The 15,852-nt window shown below is 49.5% G+C and carries 13 protein-coding genes; 3 read left to right on the plus strand and 10 right to left on the minus strand.

The window, feature by feature from the left end; translation table 11 throughout:
• Positions 1-118: 118 nt before the first annotated feature.
• Genes H6F90_RS31190 through rfbF form a run of 6 tightly spaced genes read right to left on the minus strand, consistent with a single transcriptional unit; the run spans position 119 to position 5,242 of the window.
• Entirely contained in the window at positions 119-244 is a 126-nt protein-coding gene (locus tag H6F90_RS31190) for a hypothetical protein (RefSeq protein ID WP_255525025.1), read from the minus strand.
• A 51-nt stretch (positions 245-295) separates the two neighbouring features.
• On the minus strand, positions 296-1,609 hold the full coding sequence (locus H6F90_RS20135) for an NAD(P)H-dependent oxidoreductase (protein ID WP_190554054.1): 1,314 nt from the start codon (positions 1,607-1,609) through the stop codon (positions 296-298).
• On the minus strand, positions 1,606-2,157 hold the full coding sequence (rfbC, locus tag H6F90_RS20140; RefSeq protein ID WP_190554055.1) for a dTDP-4-dehydrorhamnose 3,5-epimerase: 552 nt from the start codon (positions 2,155-2,157) through the stop codon (positions 1,606-1,608). Before rfbC ends, H6F90_RS20135 begins: the two co-directional genes overlap by 4 nt.
• Positions 2,157-3,182 (minus strand): NAD(P)-dependent oxidoreductase, encoded by a 1,026-nt coding sequence (locus H6F90_RS20145; protein ID WP_190431310.1) that lies wholly within the window; start codon positions 3,180-3,182, stop codon positions 2,157-2,159. Before H6F90_RS20145 ends, rfbC begins: the two co-directional genes overlap by 1 nt.
• 13 nt (positions 3,183-3,195) lie before the next feature.
• Entirely contained in the window at positions 3,196-4,410 is a 1,215-nt protein-coding gene (gene lhgO, locus H6F90_RS20150) for an L-2-hydroxyglutarate oxidase (RefSeq protein WP_190431309.1), read from the minus strand.
• A gap of 58 nt (positions 4,411-4,468) precedes the next feature.
• Positions 4,469-5,242 carry a glucose-1-phosphate cytidylyltransferase gene (gene rfbF, locus H6F90_RS20155; RefSeq protein WP_190554056.1) on the minus strand — a complete coding sequence of 258 codons (774 nt, stop codon included), beginning with the start codon at positions 5,240-5,242 and terminating at the stop codon, positions 4,469-4,471.
• 792 nt (positions 5,243-6,034) lie between these two features.
• On the opposite strand from rfbF, the gene H6F90_RS20160 reads away from it, so the two are divergent.
• A complete protein-coding gene (locus H6F90_RS20160; RefSeq protein ID WP_190554057.1) occupies positions 6,035-8,311 on the plus strand; it encodes a GDSL-type esterase/lipase family protein in 2,277 nt (758 codons plus the stop codon).
• Positions 8,312-8,454: 143 nt separating this feature from the next.
• Positions 8,455-11,082 (plus strand): carbohydrate-binding domain-containing protein, encoded by a 2,628-nt coding sequence (locus H6F90_RS31305; protein WP_190554058.1) that lies wholly within the window; start codon positions 8,455-8,457, stop codon positions 11,080-11,082.
• Positions 11,083-11,213: 131 nt separating this feature from the next.
• Here the strand turns inward: H6F90_RS31305 and H6F90_RS31200 are convergent, their stop codons facing one another.
• From H6F90_RS31200 to H6F90_RS20180, 3 genes are read right to left on the minus strand one after another with little or no spacing between them, the layout of a single operon-like run.
• A complete protein-coding gene (locus H6F90_RS31200) occupies positions 11,214-11,915 on the minus strand; it encodes an acyltransferase (RefSeq protein WP_190554059.1) in 702 nt (233 codons plus the stop codon).
• A 13-nt stretch (positions 11,916-11,928) separates the two neighbouring features.
• Complete coding sequence (locus tag H6F90_RS20175; protein ID WP_190554060.1) at positions 11,929-12,942, minus strand: glycosyltransferase family 2 protein; 1,014 nt, start codon at positions 12,940-12,942, stop codon at positions 11,929-11,931.
• 33 nt (positions 12,943-12,975) lie between these two features.
• On the minus strand, positions 12,976-14,178 hold the full coding sequence (locus H6F90_RS20180) for a glycosyltransferase (RefSeq protein ID WP_190554061.1): 1,203 nt from the start codon (positions 14,176-14,178) through the stop codon (positions 12,976-12,978).
• Between the two features lie 64 nt (positions 14,179-14,242).
• On the opposite strand from H6F90_RS20180, the gene H6F90_RS31205 reads away from it, so the two are divergent.
• On the plus strand, positions 14,243-14,371 hold the full coding sequence (locus H6F90_RS31205) for a hypothetical protein (RefSeq protein ID WP_255525026.1): 129 nt from the start codon (positions 14,243-14,245) through the stop codon (positions 14,369-14,371).
• A gap of 74 nt (positions 14,372-14,445) precedes the next feature.
• Here H6F90_RS31205 and hpsE read toward each other — a convergent pair whose 3' ends face one another.
• Positions 14,446-15,435, minus strand: coding sequence for a hormogonium polysaccharide biosynthesis glycosyltransferase HpsE (gene hpsE / locus H6F90_RS20185; RefSeq protein ID WP_190554217.1), 990 nt, complete (start codon positions 15,433-15,435; stop codon positions 14,446-14,448).
• Positions 15,436-15,852 lie beyond the last annotated feature (417 nt).

Consider the following 15,852-nt stretch of genomic DNA (forward strand, 5'->3'; position numbering starts at 1 on the left):
CGACTCACCTACCGCTCTCAAAAAGCGAAGCAGAAGCTCCAAGCGGTTTAGTTGCAGATCCAGAGGGCAAGGAGTGACTTAATCAACATCCCTTTCTATTTCCGATAAGGTTTAGTTGTTACTGCAAAGCACCTTCAACAAGCATCAGCAGGGTTAGTGTCCAGGCAAAGACCATTGGTGGTGTAGGTATTGCAGAAGTTAGTGAATCGCGATCGCCCGCAGGTACACCTATTTTTGAGCGCATGCCTCTAGATTTCACGTCTTGAGGCATGCAGGGTTTTGCCGATTTGGTTTACTAAACTGCCGCAGGTACCTTAGCAGCGGCCCCAAAGTAAGCGTTCTGCTCGGCTCGGAGCTTGTCAGAGAGGCGACCTTCGGGCAGTTCTACGTCATCGTAGGTGAGCACTTGGTCTTTGGGCACATCCCGCTTCAGACGGCAGCCTTCGGCCAAGCCCATTGGTAAGAGGTTTTGGGCTTGGGTGACATCGGAGTTCTCGCACTGGCCGTAGGTCATGTAGAAGCCGATACCATCCAGGGTTTCTCCTGCTTTCAGGTCAATCTTGGCAGTTGTGACCACATCCACGACAGGACCACCCAACGGAGCCATGACTGGATCTTGGAACAGTACGGCGCGAGCCACGGAGAGAGGCACTTCAAAGTGGCAGAGGTGGTAGGGCGTGTAGAAGCTGTAGAGGGGGCCTTCACCCAGCTTGTAGAGGTTGAGGTAGTGCTGCTGTTTGGGGTCATCGTGGGTGCCGAAGACAAAGACACCAGGACCTGGTTTAGTGCCAACTACATAGTCCACAATGCCGCCCAGCTCTTTCAGTTGATCTACGTCGTACATGTGGGTCATTTCATCGACATGACCGGTATAGTCGTAGCCCAACATACCCCGCTTAGCAACTTTCATGCCCGTTGCGTTGGCAACGATCGCCTGCTCAAAGGAGATCTTGCTACCGTCGGCGAAACTAGTCACCATATGGGCTTTTTGGCCCCAGCGCTTGGCAAAGCCTTCTTGAGTGGTGGGGTTGCGGTAGGGGTCTTGCAAACCTTTGATGTTGCCGCACAGCAGGGGAGTTAAGCCAATGCTCTTGACGAAGCGGTACAGGTTCATCTGCACGCCTGGTTGGTCGCCATCACAGGCGGAGAGAATCACACCTTCCCGGTCAGCATAGACTTTGAGGATGGGGCCGATGGTACCGTCGAGCTCGGCATTCATCAAGATCACATGCTTGTGGTGGGCGATCGCTTCTAGTACCACTTGGGCACCAAATTCGATCGTGCCTGTAACTTCAATCAGTGCGTCAATGCCTTCCGCTTGGCACAACAGCATCGCGTCATCGGTGACGGCATACTGACCTTGGGCGATCGCAGCCTCTAAATCAGCGACCGTGTTCACCACACGGACATCGGTGATGCCTGCTTCGGTGTAAGCCCGTTTGGCTCCATCCAGGTTGCGGTTAAAGATGGCGACCAACTCCATTCCTGGCACGGAGTTAGCAATTTGGTTGGCAATGCCTCGGCCCATGAATCCAGCGCCGATCATGCCGACTCGGACGGGGTTGCCTGCTTCAGCGCGGGCTTGTAACGCGCGATCGACAATAATCATGCCTGTGCTCCTACCATTACCGTTTCAAACAAGGGCCAAGATTGGTCTTTTTCCGAAATTTCTGTGACGGGCAAAGGCCATGCAATTTTGAAAAATGGGTCGTTATACCGCAAACCCCTCTCGTAGCCAGGAGTGTAGAATTCCCCTACTTGGTAAATCACTTCTGCTCCATCGGTCAGCGCCTGATAGCCGTGAGCAAACATTTCAGGCACATACAGCGCTCGACGGTTTTCTGCGGTTAGCTCAATGCCAAAGTGTACCAAATAGGTGGGAGAGTCTGGACGCATATCAATGATCACGTCATAGATTCCCCCCTGGGTGCAGCGAATCAGTTTGGTTTCAGCGGCGGGAGGAGTTTGATAATGCATCCCGCGCAACGTCCCCTGCTTATGGTTATAGGAGAGATTGCACTGTGCCACGGTGGGCTTGAGGCCGTGGTCTTCAAACTCTTTGGCACAGAAGGTACGAGCAAAGAAACCGCGATGGTCGTTGCGGTGTTCTAGGTCAATGACAAAGGCACCCTTGAGTGGCGTTTCGGTGAATAACATTACTGTCTCCAGAAGAAATCTTGGTCAATTTGCTGCGTCCGCAGGAGATATTCCAACTGTTTTAGGCGGGTGAAGCCTCTAGATAGGAAGGTGGCTTCATCCATGTCGATTTGGTTAAACAAATCAAACAATTGTTGAGCACCGCGTCGGGCATCCCACTCACACTTAAAGCCAGGCAGGATGGTGTTGATCTTCTCGAAAGAAACGCGATAGCTGCGATTATCCGCAACATTCGCACCAAAGCTGAGCTGACATCCGGTGAAGATATCCGCGACGATTTCCGCAATCTCTTTGACGCGATAGTTATGCGCCGTATCCCCAACGTTGAAGATTTGGTTGTGGATGATATCGCGGGGAGCTTCCAGGACGCAGAGAAGAGCTTTAGCAATATCCAAGGCGTGAACCAGAGGCCGCCAAGGAGTCCCATCGCTGATCATCTTGATTTCTTTGGTTGTCCAAGCCAGACCCGCCAGGTTGTTCAGCACGATGTCGAAGCGCATCCGTGGCGAAGCCCCAAAAGCGGTGGCGTTCCGCATGAAGGTGGGGGAGAAGTTGTCGTCTGCCATCGGCTGCAAGTCGCGCTCTACCAAAGTTTTGCAGATGGCATAAGCGGTTTGAGGATTGACTTCTGATTCCTCCGTGACATCTTGACCCGTTGCCACGCCGTAGACGCTGCAAGAAGACATATAGACAAAGCGACGCACGCCAGCAGCTTTTGCCAATTCTGCCAGGCGTACCGAGCCTTTGTGGTTGATGTCGTAGGTGATGTTGGGGGAGAGCTGTCCGGTGGGGTCGTTCGACAGTTCCGCCATGTGAACGATCGCATCGACGCCTTGCAAATCTTCAGCGGTGATGTGACGAATATCTTTGTTGAGCGTTTTAGCGGTGAGGTCGGTGGCGTTGTAGAGCCAGCCAACTTTGTAATATCCGGTGTCTACCCCAATCACCTCGTGACCGTGCTTCATTAACAGCGGCGCAAACAGAGAGCCGAGATATCCTTCTGTGCCAGTAACCAATACTTTCATGGGTGTCAAAATCCTATACGCTTAAGGCTGCCTGAAGATGTTGCGGTTGGGGAATTTGAGCGGCGATCGCTTTGCCAATTTCGAGAGAAGAGGTGGCCGCCGGAGAAGGAGCATTGCAGACATGGATGGAATTGGGACCAGGGACAATCAGAAAATCATCCACTAGTTTCCCGTCATTCATCAGGGCTTGTGCCCGCACGCCTGCATGGGTAGGAATCAGATCCTCAGAGCGCACTTCCGGAATTAGCTTTTGCAAACTGCGAACAAAGGCAGCTTTACTAAAGGAGCGAATAATCTCCTGGATGCCTTCGTCCGCATGTTTAGCGGCGAGCTTCCAGAAAGCAGGATAAGTCATGACTTCAGCAAAGTCTCGCAAGTCAAAATCGGTTTTCTTATATCCTTCGCGCTTGAGGCTGAGAACCGCGTTAGGACCCGCATGCACCGTACCGTCGATCATCTTGGTGAAGTGAACGCCCAAGAAGGGAAAGGCAGGGTTGGGCACAGGATAGATCAGCGTTTTAACCAAGTAGCGCTTTTCGGGCACCAGTTCGTAGTACTCACCCCGGAAGGGCACAATCTTAGCTTTCGGATCAGCTTGGCCCATTTTAGCCACGCGATCGCTGTGCAACCCCGCACAATTCACTACAAACCGCGTTTCAAATTCGCCTTGATTGGTTTCGAGCACCTGGCGATCGCCTTTCTGGACAATCTTGGTGACTTTCGTATTCAGCCGCAAGTCACCACCCTGAAGCCGAATTAGATCGACATACTTGAGGCAAACCTGTTTATAGTTGACAATGCCTGTCGTGGAAACGCGAATCCCAGCGATGCAGCTCACGTGAGGCTCAACTTCCCGGACTTCTTCAGCGCTGATTTTGGTAACGTTCAAGCCATTCTCTAAACCGCGCTGATAAAGATTTTCCAGGCGGGATAGTTCGCTCTCGTCTGTTGCAACAATGACCTTGCCACAGACTTCGTGAGCGATGCCGTGCTCTTGGCAAAATTCCACCATTGAGCGACTGCCATCGCGACAGAACTTCGCCTTGAAGCTGCCTGGTTTGTAATAAATCCCGGAGTGGATCACACCACTGTTATTGCCCGTTTGGTGAAAGGCCCAATTACTTTCCTTCTCTAGGACCAAAATCTTGGCATCTGGATATTTGCGGCCTAACGCCATCCCAGTGGAAAGGCCAGCAATACCGCCGCCAATTATCGCGAAATCATACATAAAGCTATTTGCCCCTGAGCTGAGCCTTTAACGTTTGCATCTGTAAGGTAAGGAGTGGCTACCACACTTTCCAAGGAGCCTTACCACTCTTCCACAGCTCTTCTAGATATTGCTTGTCTCGCAACGTATCCATCGGCTGCCAAAAGCCATTGTGTCTATAGGCCGAAAGCTCGCCATCGGAAGCTAACTTCTGAAGCGGCTCTTTTTCCCAAATTGTCGAGTCGCCTGCGATGTAGTCAATCACTTCCGGCTCTAAAACAAAGTAGCCACCGTTGATCCAAGCGCCATCCCCTTCCGGCTTTTCTTGGAAATTTTCGATTTTGTTTTGCTCTGAGCCCAAGCAAATGGCACCAAAACGTCCAGGTGGTTGGGTTGCGGTTAGAGTCGCCAGAGTTTTCTGAGATTTATGGAACTCTACTAACTCCTGAACATTAACATTACTAACGCCGTCGCCATAGGTAAAGCAAAAGGTTTCGTTGCCAATATGCTCTCTCACCCGTCTTAGCCGACCACCCGTAAGGGTGTCTTCTCCGGTATCTACTAGGGTCACCCGCCAAGGCTCGGCATAACCGCAATGCACGTTCATTTGGTTAAAGCGCATGTCAAACGTGACATCAGACATGTGCAAAAAGTAGTTAGCAAAATATTCTTTAATGACGTAGCCTTTGTAACCGCAACAAATAATGAAGTCGGTGATGCCATGAGCCGAGTAAGTCTTCATAATGTGCCAAAGGATCGGCCGACCGCCAATTTCCACCATTGGTTTAGGCTTAATGGTCGTTTCCTCGCTGAGACGAGTTCCGAGTCCGCCAGCCAAGATCACGGCTTTCATAGGGTAACCCCGTAGTTTTCAAGAAGACCAGTTGGTGCGTTTTTGTGCTTTCACGTAGACCGATGAGCGTTGAGACGGGAACACAAACCGAAGCACTATACCTCTGCGTAGTAATACTAGCCAAAGGTGAAGCGATCTACTGTAAAAATCTGGTGAATTCATTAGGGTTTTGTGTGAAAACTCAAAGAAACCATTTACACAGGTTCGCCCTCTTAGAGAACCTATAGGTTGGCCAACCTTGCAACTCTGTTCCCAGGCGAGGATTGCAAGTGGTTGATCACACCTCTCCTCAAAGAATCCAATAGAGAAGGGCAATTTGTATTTTTCAGATTAGCCAGCTAGCCTTGCCAGTTTTGCGTAACCTTACGCTAAAAGTATGAAGGCTCAGTAAAAAGTATTAGGCGATCGCAAAGAAAGAATAAATTTATACGATTTGCACTAGTTATAATCGCGTAGACAAAACTAGCATATAGCAGGTAAACCGCACAGCGAGCAAACTCAAGGACGAAGACATATATTTCAGAAGCGGCATAAGTCTAGAGATTGGATGAGCGGAATGCTTCAAAAATCTACTGAAGCATCCATATGAATTTTATGAACTTGGCTATAAGTCTGGGTGCTAGTCCGTACACATATAAACACAGCTTCACATTTATAGAGCTAGCGCTACTAAAACCTAGAAGCGCAACGTTGCACTGCTCTTACACGTGATTGAGACATCTTTAATGCAGTCAGTTAAACACGTTTAAACGTGTCCATGTGTGGTGGGTTAACAGGGGGAATTCCGAACTTATGGCATCTGATTCTTGGAACATTACGAACGAGGAAACGACTCAAGCAAGTCAGGGTGAACCGCCCCTTTCTAACCTCTTATTCGATTCGTTTTTTTACCTTAAGCAAAATGCAGATGTTAGAGCAGCCATTGCCAGCGGTGCTATAAAAAGCGCTTGGGATCATTTTGTGAATTTTGGTCAGTATGAAAACCGCAATGCCAGCGCCTTATTTGACCCCACCTTCTATCTAGAACAAAACCTTGATGTTAAGGCAGCAGTTGAAAACAACATATTCACAAGCGCCTGGCACCACTTCGTTTCGTTCGGCCAGTACGAGGAGCGGGCTCCCAGCACCTTGTTTGACCCCACCTTCTATCTAGAACAAAACCCTGATGTTAAGGCAGCAGTTGAAAACAACATATTCACAAGCGCCTGGCACCACTTCGTCTCATTCGGCCAGTACGAGGAGCGGGCTCCCAGCACCTTGTTTGACCCCACCTTCTATTTAGAACAAAACCCTGATGTTAAGGCAGCAGTTGAAAACGGCGAGATTGGTAGTGCCTTAGATCACTTTGTCATATTCGGTTTTGAAGAGAATCGACTGGGTACTCAACCAAAGAACCCTATTGAGGTCACTGCTCCGACGGCCAATCTATCATCTGACGATATCACCATTAATCTTACTAACACTTTTACAGTCACCTATACCGATAATGTCGCAATCGATGTAGCCAGCATTGATGGAAGTGACATTCGAGTTGTTGGCCCCAACGGTTTCGAACAATTGGCAACGCTGGTAAGTGTTGATGCTGCGGATAATGATAGTTCTGCGAGGGCTACTTATCAATTTATGACCCCCGGAGGCATCTGGGATGCTGCTGATAGTGGTATCTACAGCTTTAGCGTTCAACCCGGTCAAGTTGCTGATATCAACGGTAATTTTGTTCAACCTGCTGGGCTAGCAGCGATCGCGATTGATAATGGCCCGATCAATGGCACCCCAGCCAACAACAAGCTCAACGGAAATATTTTCAACAACATCATCAATGGTTTGGCAGGGGACGACATCCTTAATGGGAATAAGGGCGATGATTTGCTCGATGGCGGCGCTGGTAGTGACACATTCGACGGTGGCGACGGCATTGATACCGTCAGCTATGCCCTATCAACCAGCGGCATTAGTGCCAACCTGCGGCAGGGAACTGCCACTACGATTCTGCGGATTATGCCGTTGGGTGATTCCATCACTCACGGGATGCCGACTTCTAACCCTTTGGCTTACCCAGGGGCTTACCGAATTCCGCTCTGGAGAAGGTTTCAAGCAGACTCCATCTTGATAGATTTTGTGGGCTCTCAAAAGAATGGGGGCAAGAGTGAGAACTCAGATAGTCCCACAGGCTTTGACCAAGACCACGAAGGCTACCCTGGAAAGAAAATTAATGAGATTGCCACGTCCACCCAGGTCAATCTGAATCCACGCTTACAAGAGCTGAAGCCAAATGTAATCTTGCTGACGATCGGAACGAATGACGCCATGTCTAATCGCAGCGTCAATCAAATGAAAAATGACTTGAGTAATTTGATTGATCAGATTACCACCCAGCAGCCCAATGCTCAGTTGTTTGTCGCAACGATTCCGCCTATCAATCCGGAGCGCAGCTCAACTGCGGCAGAAAAAGCGATCGCCTTTAACAGAGATCTTCCGAGTTTAATCAGTGCTAAAGCTGCTGCTGGCAAAAATGTCCTTTTTGTAGACACCGTTAAGGGTGTCGATGGTCGCAGTGGCACCTCAGATGACTTGAAACTCTCTGACATTGTCGCGGATGGCCTCCATCCTAATGAGGGAGGCTACAACAAAACCGCCAATACTTGGTATGAAGCACTTTCCGACAACATCACGATCGATCGCGACACCTTCAAAAGTGTCGAGAATCTCCTCGGTAGTGACTTTGATGATGTCTTGGTCGGCAGTTCTGGTACCAATGTGCTCAACGGAGGAGCGGGCAACGACAAGATTCTGGGCGGGGGTGGTGATGACACCTTTATCGGCGGTGCAGGGAGCGATGTATATGGTGTTGGGATAAATGGCAAACCGACCATTCTCGATTTCCAGAATGATCAAGACTTGCTGGGCTTAACAAATGGCCTCCAGTTCAGTCAACTCACGATCGCGCAGGGCCTAGGGGATAACGCTAATCACACCCTGATTAGCCTGACTTCAAACGGCCAATTGTTAGCTTCCTTAATGGGTGTGCAGGCTACCAATATTACGACTACTGACTTCACAACCGCATAAAGACGAATCAAGGCTAAGAGAGCCAACTCATCCCTCTTTTAGTCTCTGCTTGCAGTCTCAGATATCAAAGGCGATCGCCGATAGAGCTGCTGAGAATACTGAGACTTAGGCTAACTGACAACCATTATTTCGGAGATTTTCACATGCCACCCATTCGAATTGAAGCTGAAAACTACACGGGTTATTACGACACCACAACTGGCAACTCCGGTAGTGTCTATCGCACTGACAATGTTGATATTCAAGCTACCACTGATGTGGGAGGTGGTTACAACGTTGGCTGGACTAAATCTGGCGAATGGCTGACCTATAACTTTGAGCTAACAGAAGCTGGGTTCTATGATCTAACGACTCGGGTTGCCTCTGGTACAAGCGGCACCAAAACATTACGAATTCTCATTGACGGTGTAGACGTAACTGGCAGCCTCAGTTTTACAGATGCCTCTGGCTGGCAATCTTGGCGTGACCTCACCAAGCAAGGGCTTAACTTGAGTGCTGGTCAGCACGAAATGCGAGTTGAAATGGTGACTGGTAATCTCAATTTCAACTACATCGAACTTACCCCTGCTGTTAGTGTTACCGATGCGATCGCTCCAACTGCCAGTTTGACTGCAACCAACGTCACTACGGCGGGAGCTGCTGATTACACCTTTACGGTTACTTATCAAGATAACCAAGCGATTGACCTGTCCAGCTTGAGCGATGGTGATGTCATTGTTACGGGACCCAACGGATTTCAGCAAGCACCGACTCTTGTCAGCGTCAATACCACAGGGAATGGAAGTCCCCGCACTGCCACCTATCGAATCACGGCTCCAGGCGGTTCCTGGGATGACGCTGACAATGGCACCTACGCGATCGCAGTTCAAAGTAATCAGGTCCGCGATACCAGCGGCAACGCTGTAATTGCCAGCAACTTAGGCAGCTTTCAAGCGACTGTAGCCGCTCAGACCGGTGGGATTGCGCTACCAGGTCGAGTCCAAGCCGAGGACTATGTCAGCTCCTCTGATACCACAACTGGTAACTCAGGGGCAGTTTACCGCAACGACAACGTAGACATTGAAGCAACGGCAGATATCGGTGGTGGTTATAACATTGGCTGGGTCAAGGCTGGAGAGTGGCTGACCTACGACATTAATGTGGCTCAAACTGGATTTTATGACCTCACTGCTCGTGTCGCTTCTGCGGCTGTAGGGACCAAATCTCTTCGCATCAAAATTGATGGGCAGGATATGGGGACACTGAGTCTTACAGATGCGTCTGGGTGGCAGTCTTGGCAGAACATTACTAAAGCAAATGTCAATTTGACGGCTGGTCGTCACCAATTGCGGGTTGAGATGCTAACCGATAGCCTGAACCTCAATTACATCGACTTTACCCCAGTTCCAGTGGGACGCATCAATGGTACTAACTCGGCAGAAACCCTCAATGGGGATGCGCTTGACAATATCATTAGTGCTTTTGCGGGCAACGACATTCTCAATGGCGGGGAGGGCAACGATCTCCTGAATGGTGGTTTCGGTAGTGATGCGCTAGATGGCGGTTTGGGGAACGACACAGCCAGTTATGCTCAATCCAGTAGCGGTATTAGCGCCAATTTGGCGACCGGGCTGGCTAGTGCCATTCTGCGGATTATGCCTCTAGGCGACTCCATTACTCACGGGATGCCTCCTTCTAACCCACTTGCTTATCCAGGGGCTTACCGAATTCCCTTATGGGAGCGATTCAAGACAGACTCAATTCCTCTGGATTTCGTTGGGTCTCAGCGCAACGGTAGTCTGAGCGAAAACCCTGATAGTCCTAGTGGCTTTGACCAAGACCATGAAGGATACCCTGGAAAGAAAATTAGTGAGATTGCCACGTCCACCCAGGTCAATCTGAATCCACGCTTACAAGAGCTGAAGCCAAATGTAATTTTGCTGACGATCGGAACGAATGACGCCATGTCTACACGTTCGGTTGATCAGATGAAGAGCGATCTGGGCAAGCTCATTGACCAAATTACAAGCCAGCGTCCTGATGTGCAGTTGTTGGTTTCTACTATTCCCCCGATTAACCCAAGTCGCAGTTCTACCGCAGCTCAAAAAGCGATCGCTTTTAACAACAGTTTGCCGACAATCATCAGCACCAAAGCGGCTGCGGGCAAGAAGGTAGCGCTGGTGGACACAATTAAGGGCAATGATGGGCAGAGTGGAACTGCTGACGACTTAGTGGTGAGCGATCTGGTCTCAGATGGCTTACATCCCAATGAGGGCGGCTATAACAAGATTGCCAATACCTGGTATGACGCCATCTTCAAGAATGTCACGATCGATCGCGACACCCTCAACAGCATCGAAAATCTGACTGGCAGTGACTTTGACGATATCCTTGTCGGCAACAATGAGGCCAATGTTCTGGAAGGTAGCAATGGCAAAGATCAGCTCACAGGTATGAGTGGTGCGGATACCTTTGCCTACCGAAACCTTTTGGAGGCTGGGGACATAATTACTGACTTTGCAGCGAATGATCTACTACAAGTTTCTGCGGCGGGCTTTGGCGGCGGGTTAGTGGCAGGTGTAGCTTTGAGTGCGGCGGAGGCTGCAACTGGTGTCTTTGTCAGTGGAAGTAATCCGACGGCGATCGGTAGCAGTGCTAACTTCCTTTACAACGCAACGAATGGGGTTCTGAGCTTTGACCAAGACGGCATAGGAAGCGGTACGGCTGTCGCGATCGCTACGTTCAACACACTCCCCTCTCTATCGGCGAATCAATTTATGATTACGGCCTAACTCGAATCATTCTCTTTTCACCATCAGGCAGTGTACCTCGTACGTGTGGCCAACTGCCTGATGTAAATTTAGTTTGTGAATTGTCTTGTTGACCCTAGATTTACTTTCCTCGATCTCGGGCTCTTGAACTTCTAAGAGATCAGATCTTTGGCGAGTTCAACAGTGCCCCGCTGAGCCACAATCCGGGCAGGAACACCAACCGCAACAGAATAGGGTGGGATATCTTTGGTGACTACTGCTCCAGCACCAATGACGCTGCCTTCGCCAATAGTGACGCCATCTAGCACCTTCACGCCACTACCAAGCCAGCAGTCATCTCCGATCGTAATTCCTTTGCGGCTGACACCCTGCTCACGAATTTTGCGATCGCGCTCAGCAAATTCATGATTATTGGCAAAAATGCCAACATGCGCTGCAATTAGGCAATCCTGACCGACTTTAATGTTTCCGGGACCAGCAATACAGGTGTAGGGACCGATCGAGGTGCGTGGACCAATCTCAATTAGGCAATCCCCCCGACTAACACGAATGTCAACGCCAATATCTATTTGCACGCGATCGCCCAGAGTGATTTTGCTATGAGACCCACTGGCGTTCAGGCGAGCGCCTCGATTGATCGTCACTTGATTCCCAAGCTCAATCTGATGAGCGCCTAAAAATTCCACCCCTGGCTGCAGCTGAACTGATGAGCCCAATTGCTGAAATACAAAGCGATACAGAATTCTGCGGAGGGCAAAACCGGGCGAGAGAGGAACCCATCCTGCCAAAACTAACAGTAGCGCTTCTAGACGCTGAGAGGAGCGACTGGACGGCGTGACAGTTTCCGAAGTCATGGTGATCTCTGCTTCAATTATTTTTTTCCTTCAGGATTTGATTGACTAGGCTCCAAACACTGCCACTGCGATCGCCCGACTGAAACTCTTGCAACAGCTTTTTGGCGCGATAGATCTTGCGTTTGGCCCGTTGAGTCAAAGTACGTTGGTTAGTGATGAAGTAATAGTATCTATCTTGAGTGAAGGCATCGGCTTGCTCATCTTGCAAGATAAATCGAGGATGAATGAGAGGAAATGACAACTCGTTCACAGGTAGCCCTGCCCGCCAATCGTAGCTATCACGGGTATGGGTTGATTCGGAGCCAAAACCAAGATTTGAAACCATATTGACTTTAGGCACAATGCACAGACCACTTTGCACCCAGCAGGAAAAAATCCACTGGTAGTCCCAAGTATCTTTGCGATCGCTGTACACCTCTTCAAACCGGGCTGCCCACCAATCAACCATTTTGGGGTCACCTAGCCAATCCAGCAGCCAGCCATTGTCACGAATTTCAGGCCACACCTTCATATTCACGTCGTAGTGCTGCCAAGCCCGTCGCCAAGTCGCCCAACCCCAAAAATGAGTGTAGCGAGAAAAGTAATAACTCGCGTCATTGCGTTGGTGATCAGTTTGGAAGTTATCTCCCGTCACAGCCATGATTCGGTCATCCTGCCGATAGCGCTCAAGCATTTCTTCACAGAAGCGAAAAAAGCTGGGATGAGGCACGCAGTCGTCCTCAAAAACTATTGCCTCTTCGACATTTTGGAACACCCAATCCAAGCCGCTGTAAATCCGCTCCTTGCAACCCAAATAAGTATCTGCGTAGTTCGTCAAAACCTCACAATCCCAGTCAACTCGCTCAATGATGGAGCGGGCAGCCTTGCATTTCGCAACTTCTTCTGGATGGGTGGGGCGACCCATATTCGAAACTACTAAGAGCTTGGGAGGTTTAGCCTGACGAATCGCTTCAAAGACTTTTTCAGTTGTATCGGGTCGTCTAAAAATCAATAGAGCGACTGGGGTTTTGAGTTGCCAATCCGTCATGTCCTCATTCCTGCATTAATCTCAAGCGGGCGCTTAAAGGGGATGTTTCGTGACTACACCAGATTCAGCCAAAATCTCGCTATACAGCGCTTCAAGCTTGGCAATACTGTGTTTTTGATCAAACTGTTGCTCAATCCTCTGACGGCCCGCGATCGCCATCTGATTTCGCATTTCAGGATTGTTAAAAATAACCAGCAAATGCTCTGCGATCGCCTCCCAGTCTCGTTCTGCCGTCAAGAAACCTGTCTGTCCATGAACCACCGCTTCGGGAATTCCCGCATGAATTGACCCTATCACAGGTAGTTGCATAGCCAGTGCTTCTGTGACCACATTTGGTAAGCCTTCAGAATCGCCCGTGGCCGCAGTGATGCTAGGCGCACAAAGCACACTGGCCCGATTCATCCACTCTTTCACGGTGGGATGAGGCTGGGGCCCCAAAAAACGATATTGCTTCAAGATACTCTGAGCTAAGTCCTCTAACTCAGTTCTTTGCGGTCCATCCCCAATCAACACCAGTTCTACATCAGGTCGAGCTGCTTGTACCGCAGCCATTGCCCGGATCAAGTATTCACAGCCTTTTTTCTCAACCAACCGCCCGACAAACAAGACTGCTGGCTCACGGGTTAAGGTGGGGTCAAAGCGGAACTTGTCGAGATTTACGCCGTTATAGATGACCACCGCTTTCTCAGGTGGGCAACCCTTTTCTACCACCTTGCGGCGAATAAAATCGGACACACCAATGCAATAACGAGCTGTTTGAAAGAGTTGAGGCCGTCGCTGTACGTAATAGTCTCGGAAGAACTGTCCACGGCGATGCCAAAAATCAAGGACTGACGGTGCCCTTTGTCCTGGCTTCAGATCCATGCCTGTGATGTCATTGCCGCGAAATGTCACAACTAGGGGCAACTGTAGCCGCCGAGCCAACCGCATTCCCCAGATTCCATCTAGTCCAAAATGAGCATGGATCAAGCTGGGCGATAACGCTTGTAGGCTCTGTAGCCATTGAGGGTGAACTACACCCCCTAGCTTAAAGGCCATTTTCCAGACACCCGCTGATTGAACAAAGTCGCTCAAGGTGAGACTTCTATCAGCTGGAATTAAAGATGTGGCATTAGCAGTACGCGAGGTGCCTACGTAGAACCCTGTATAAGCAGTCAAACTCTCCACTTGAGCAGGAATAAAGGTTTCCGAGTAGGGAAGTAACAGATCCCGATAGATGATTACTCTTCTCTGCATTACGTGGGCTCCAAGTCACAGACTCCTCCTCTGCAATTAAATCGGCAACCTTGAGCAAGTAGCTATGACTCGACCCATCAACCTGACAATTTTTAACAAAACAGACCTTCTCTGTCAGGTTTGCGTGAAGCGGGTTAGCGATCGCCACTTCAAATTTGCCCAAAGCGATCGCCAAGTTGTTAGCTTAGGCTAAGCAGCACCACTTTACCGCTTCACAGAACTCCGTTGAAGCAGATTAACCCCCTGCACTTTGAAGTGTGGCTTCAGTTAGACCGAGGTAGAAAGAGAGTCAGGGTATCTACTTGCTGCTTTCACCTCTAAGTACTTTTCCCGCCAAAGGAAGAAAGGACTAATCAGAATTCCTAGCAGTAGCTCCATTTCGCAAGCGGCAACCACATCAGTTTTAATCACTGAGTAGTACTTGATGAAGTGCAGCAGCACCTTACGAACATCATTGGCTAGGTAGATTGGAAAGGCGAAAGGTCTTTGCCACGGCTTGAAGCCAATCATCCGAATGTGGTGACGACCTAGCCCCGCGCCTCGACACAAGTTGAGCAAATAAGCTTTTTCTAGACGGGACTTGGGAATTTCGTGATAAATACACATGGCTGGGTTATGCCAAATTTCCCAGCCCCCACGTTTGAGGTAAGCCAAAGCTTCAATATCTTCACTTTTGGCAGATAGGGACGTTCCGACAGGGCCCCGTAACAGAAGGCGAGAAGGCACATTCTCCAACCAAGCTTGCTTACGGACCACCAGGCCTGCACCAGGAGGCAGTACCTTGGTGTCATACCGGAATACCTGCTGACCGCGATCAATAATTGCTAGGAATGCAGCAATTCGCTCAAAGTTCTGGGGGGGTGCAACTTCAAAGTTTCCCCGAATCTGACTACCATAAGCCCCTGCTTCGGGATGCTGTTGGCCAAAGGCACAGGCTTTCGCAACCCAATCTGGAGTGGGTAAGTTATCGTCATCTAAAAACCCAATGAAGATACCTTGGGCCTCGCGAATCGCCCGCTGTCTGGCAAACGCTGCCCCTTGCTCCCCTTCAAAGGTGTATCGGATGGGATAAGCTTGGGGCCAGTTGGCTTGGTAAGCTTCAACGACCTTTTTAGTATTATCAGTGCTTTTGTTATCGACAATCAGCACTTCCCAAGAGAACCCCTCCGTTCCCACCTGCGATCGCAACCGATCCAAAACAGCAGGTAGACGCTTTTCCCCGTTATAAGTACGTATGGCGACAGTAAAGTCAATCATATGTTTGCGATCGCTCTCAGTATTCCTGTCTTGGACGTTGCTCCCCAAAACCGTGACCCGAAGTAAGAATGAATTAAGCCTGTGTAATTAAATACCGATTTGCGGGAAACACGAAGCTAAGGTTTACAGTTGGATGGTCCATTCGGCTAAACAGATTCTAGATCTGTTTAAATTACTCAAGGTTCCTCTAAAAGGAAAGTCGAGCTTATGTAAATTTGCGGAGCATAACTGCACTATATTCCGGATGTCTTAAGCGCTGCTATTCATAGGTTGGCATCTTCATACCAACTTTAAACTAGGTGCAGGGTTCCAGCAGCCATATAAAGCTTAAGTGAAATTCCTTAGGTTGACGCGCGTTATTGGTTCTTATAGTAACCAGTTCCTGGCAGATTTTCAGTCATAAATATGGTTAGTAAA

It is taken from the genome of Trichocoleus sp. FACHB-591 (genome assembly GCF_014695845.1).
GTDB lineage: Bacteria > Cyanobacteriota > Cyanobacteriia > FACHB-46 > FACHB-46 > Trichocoleus.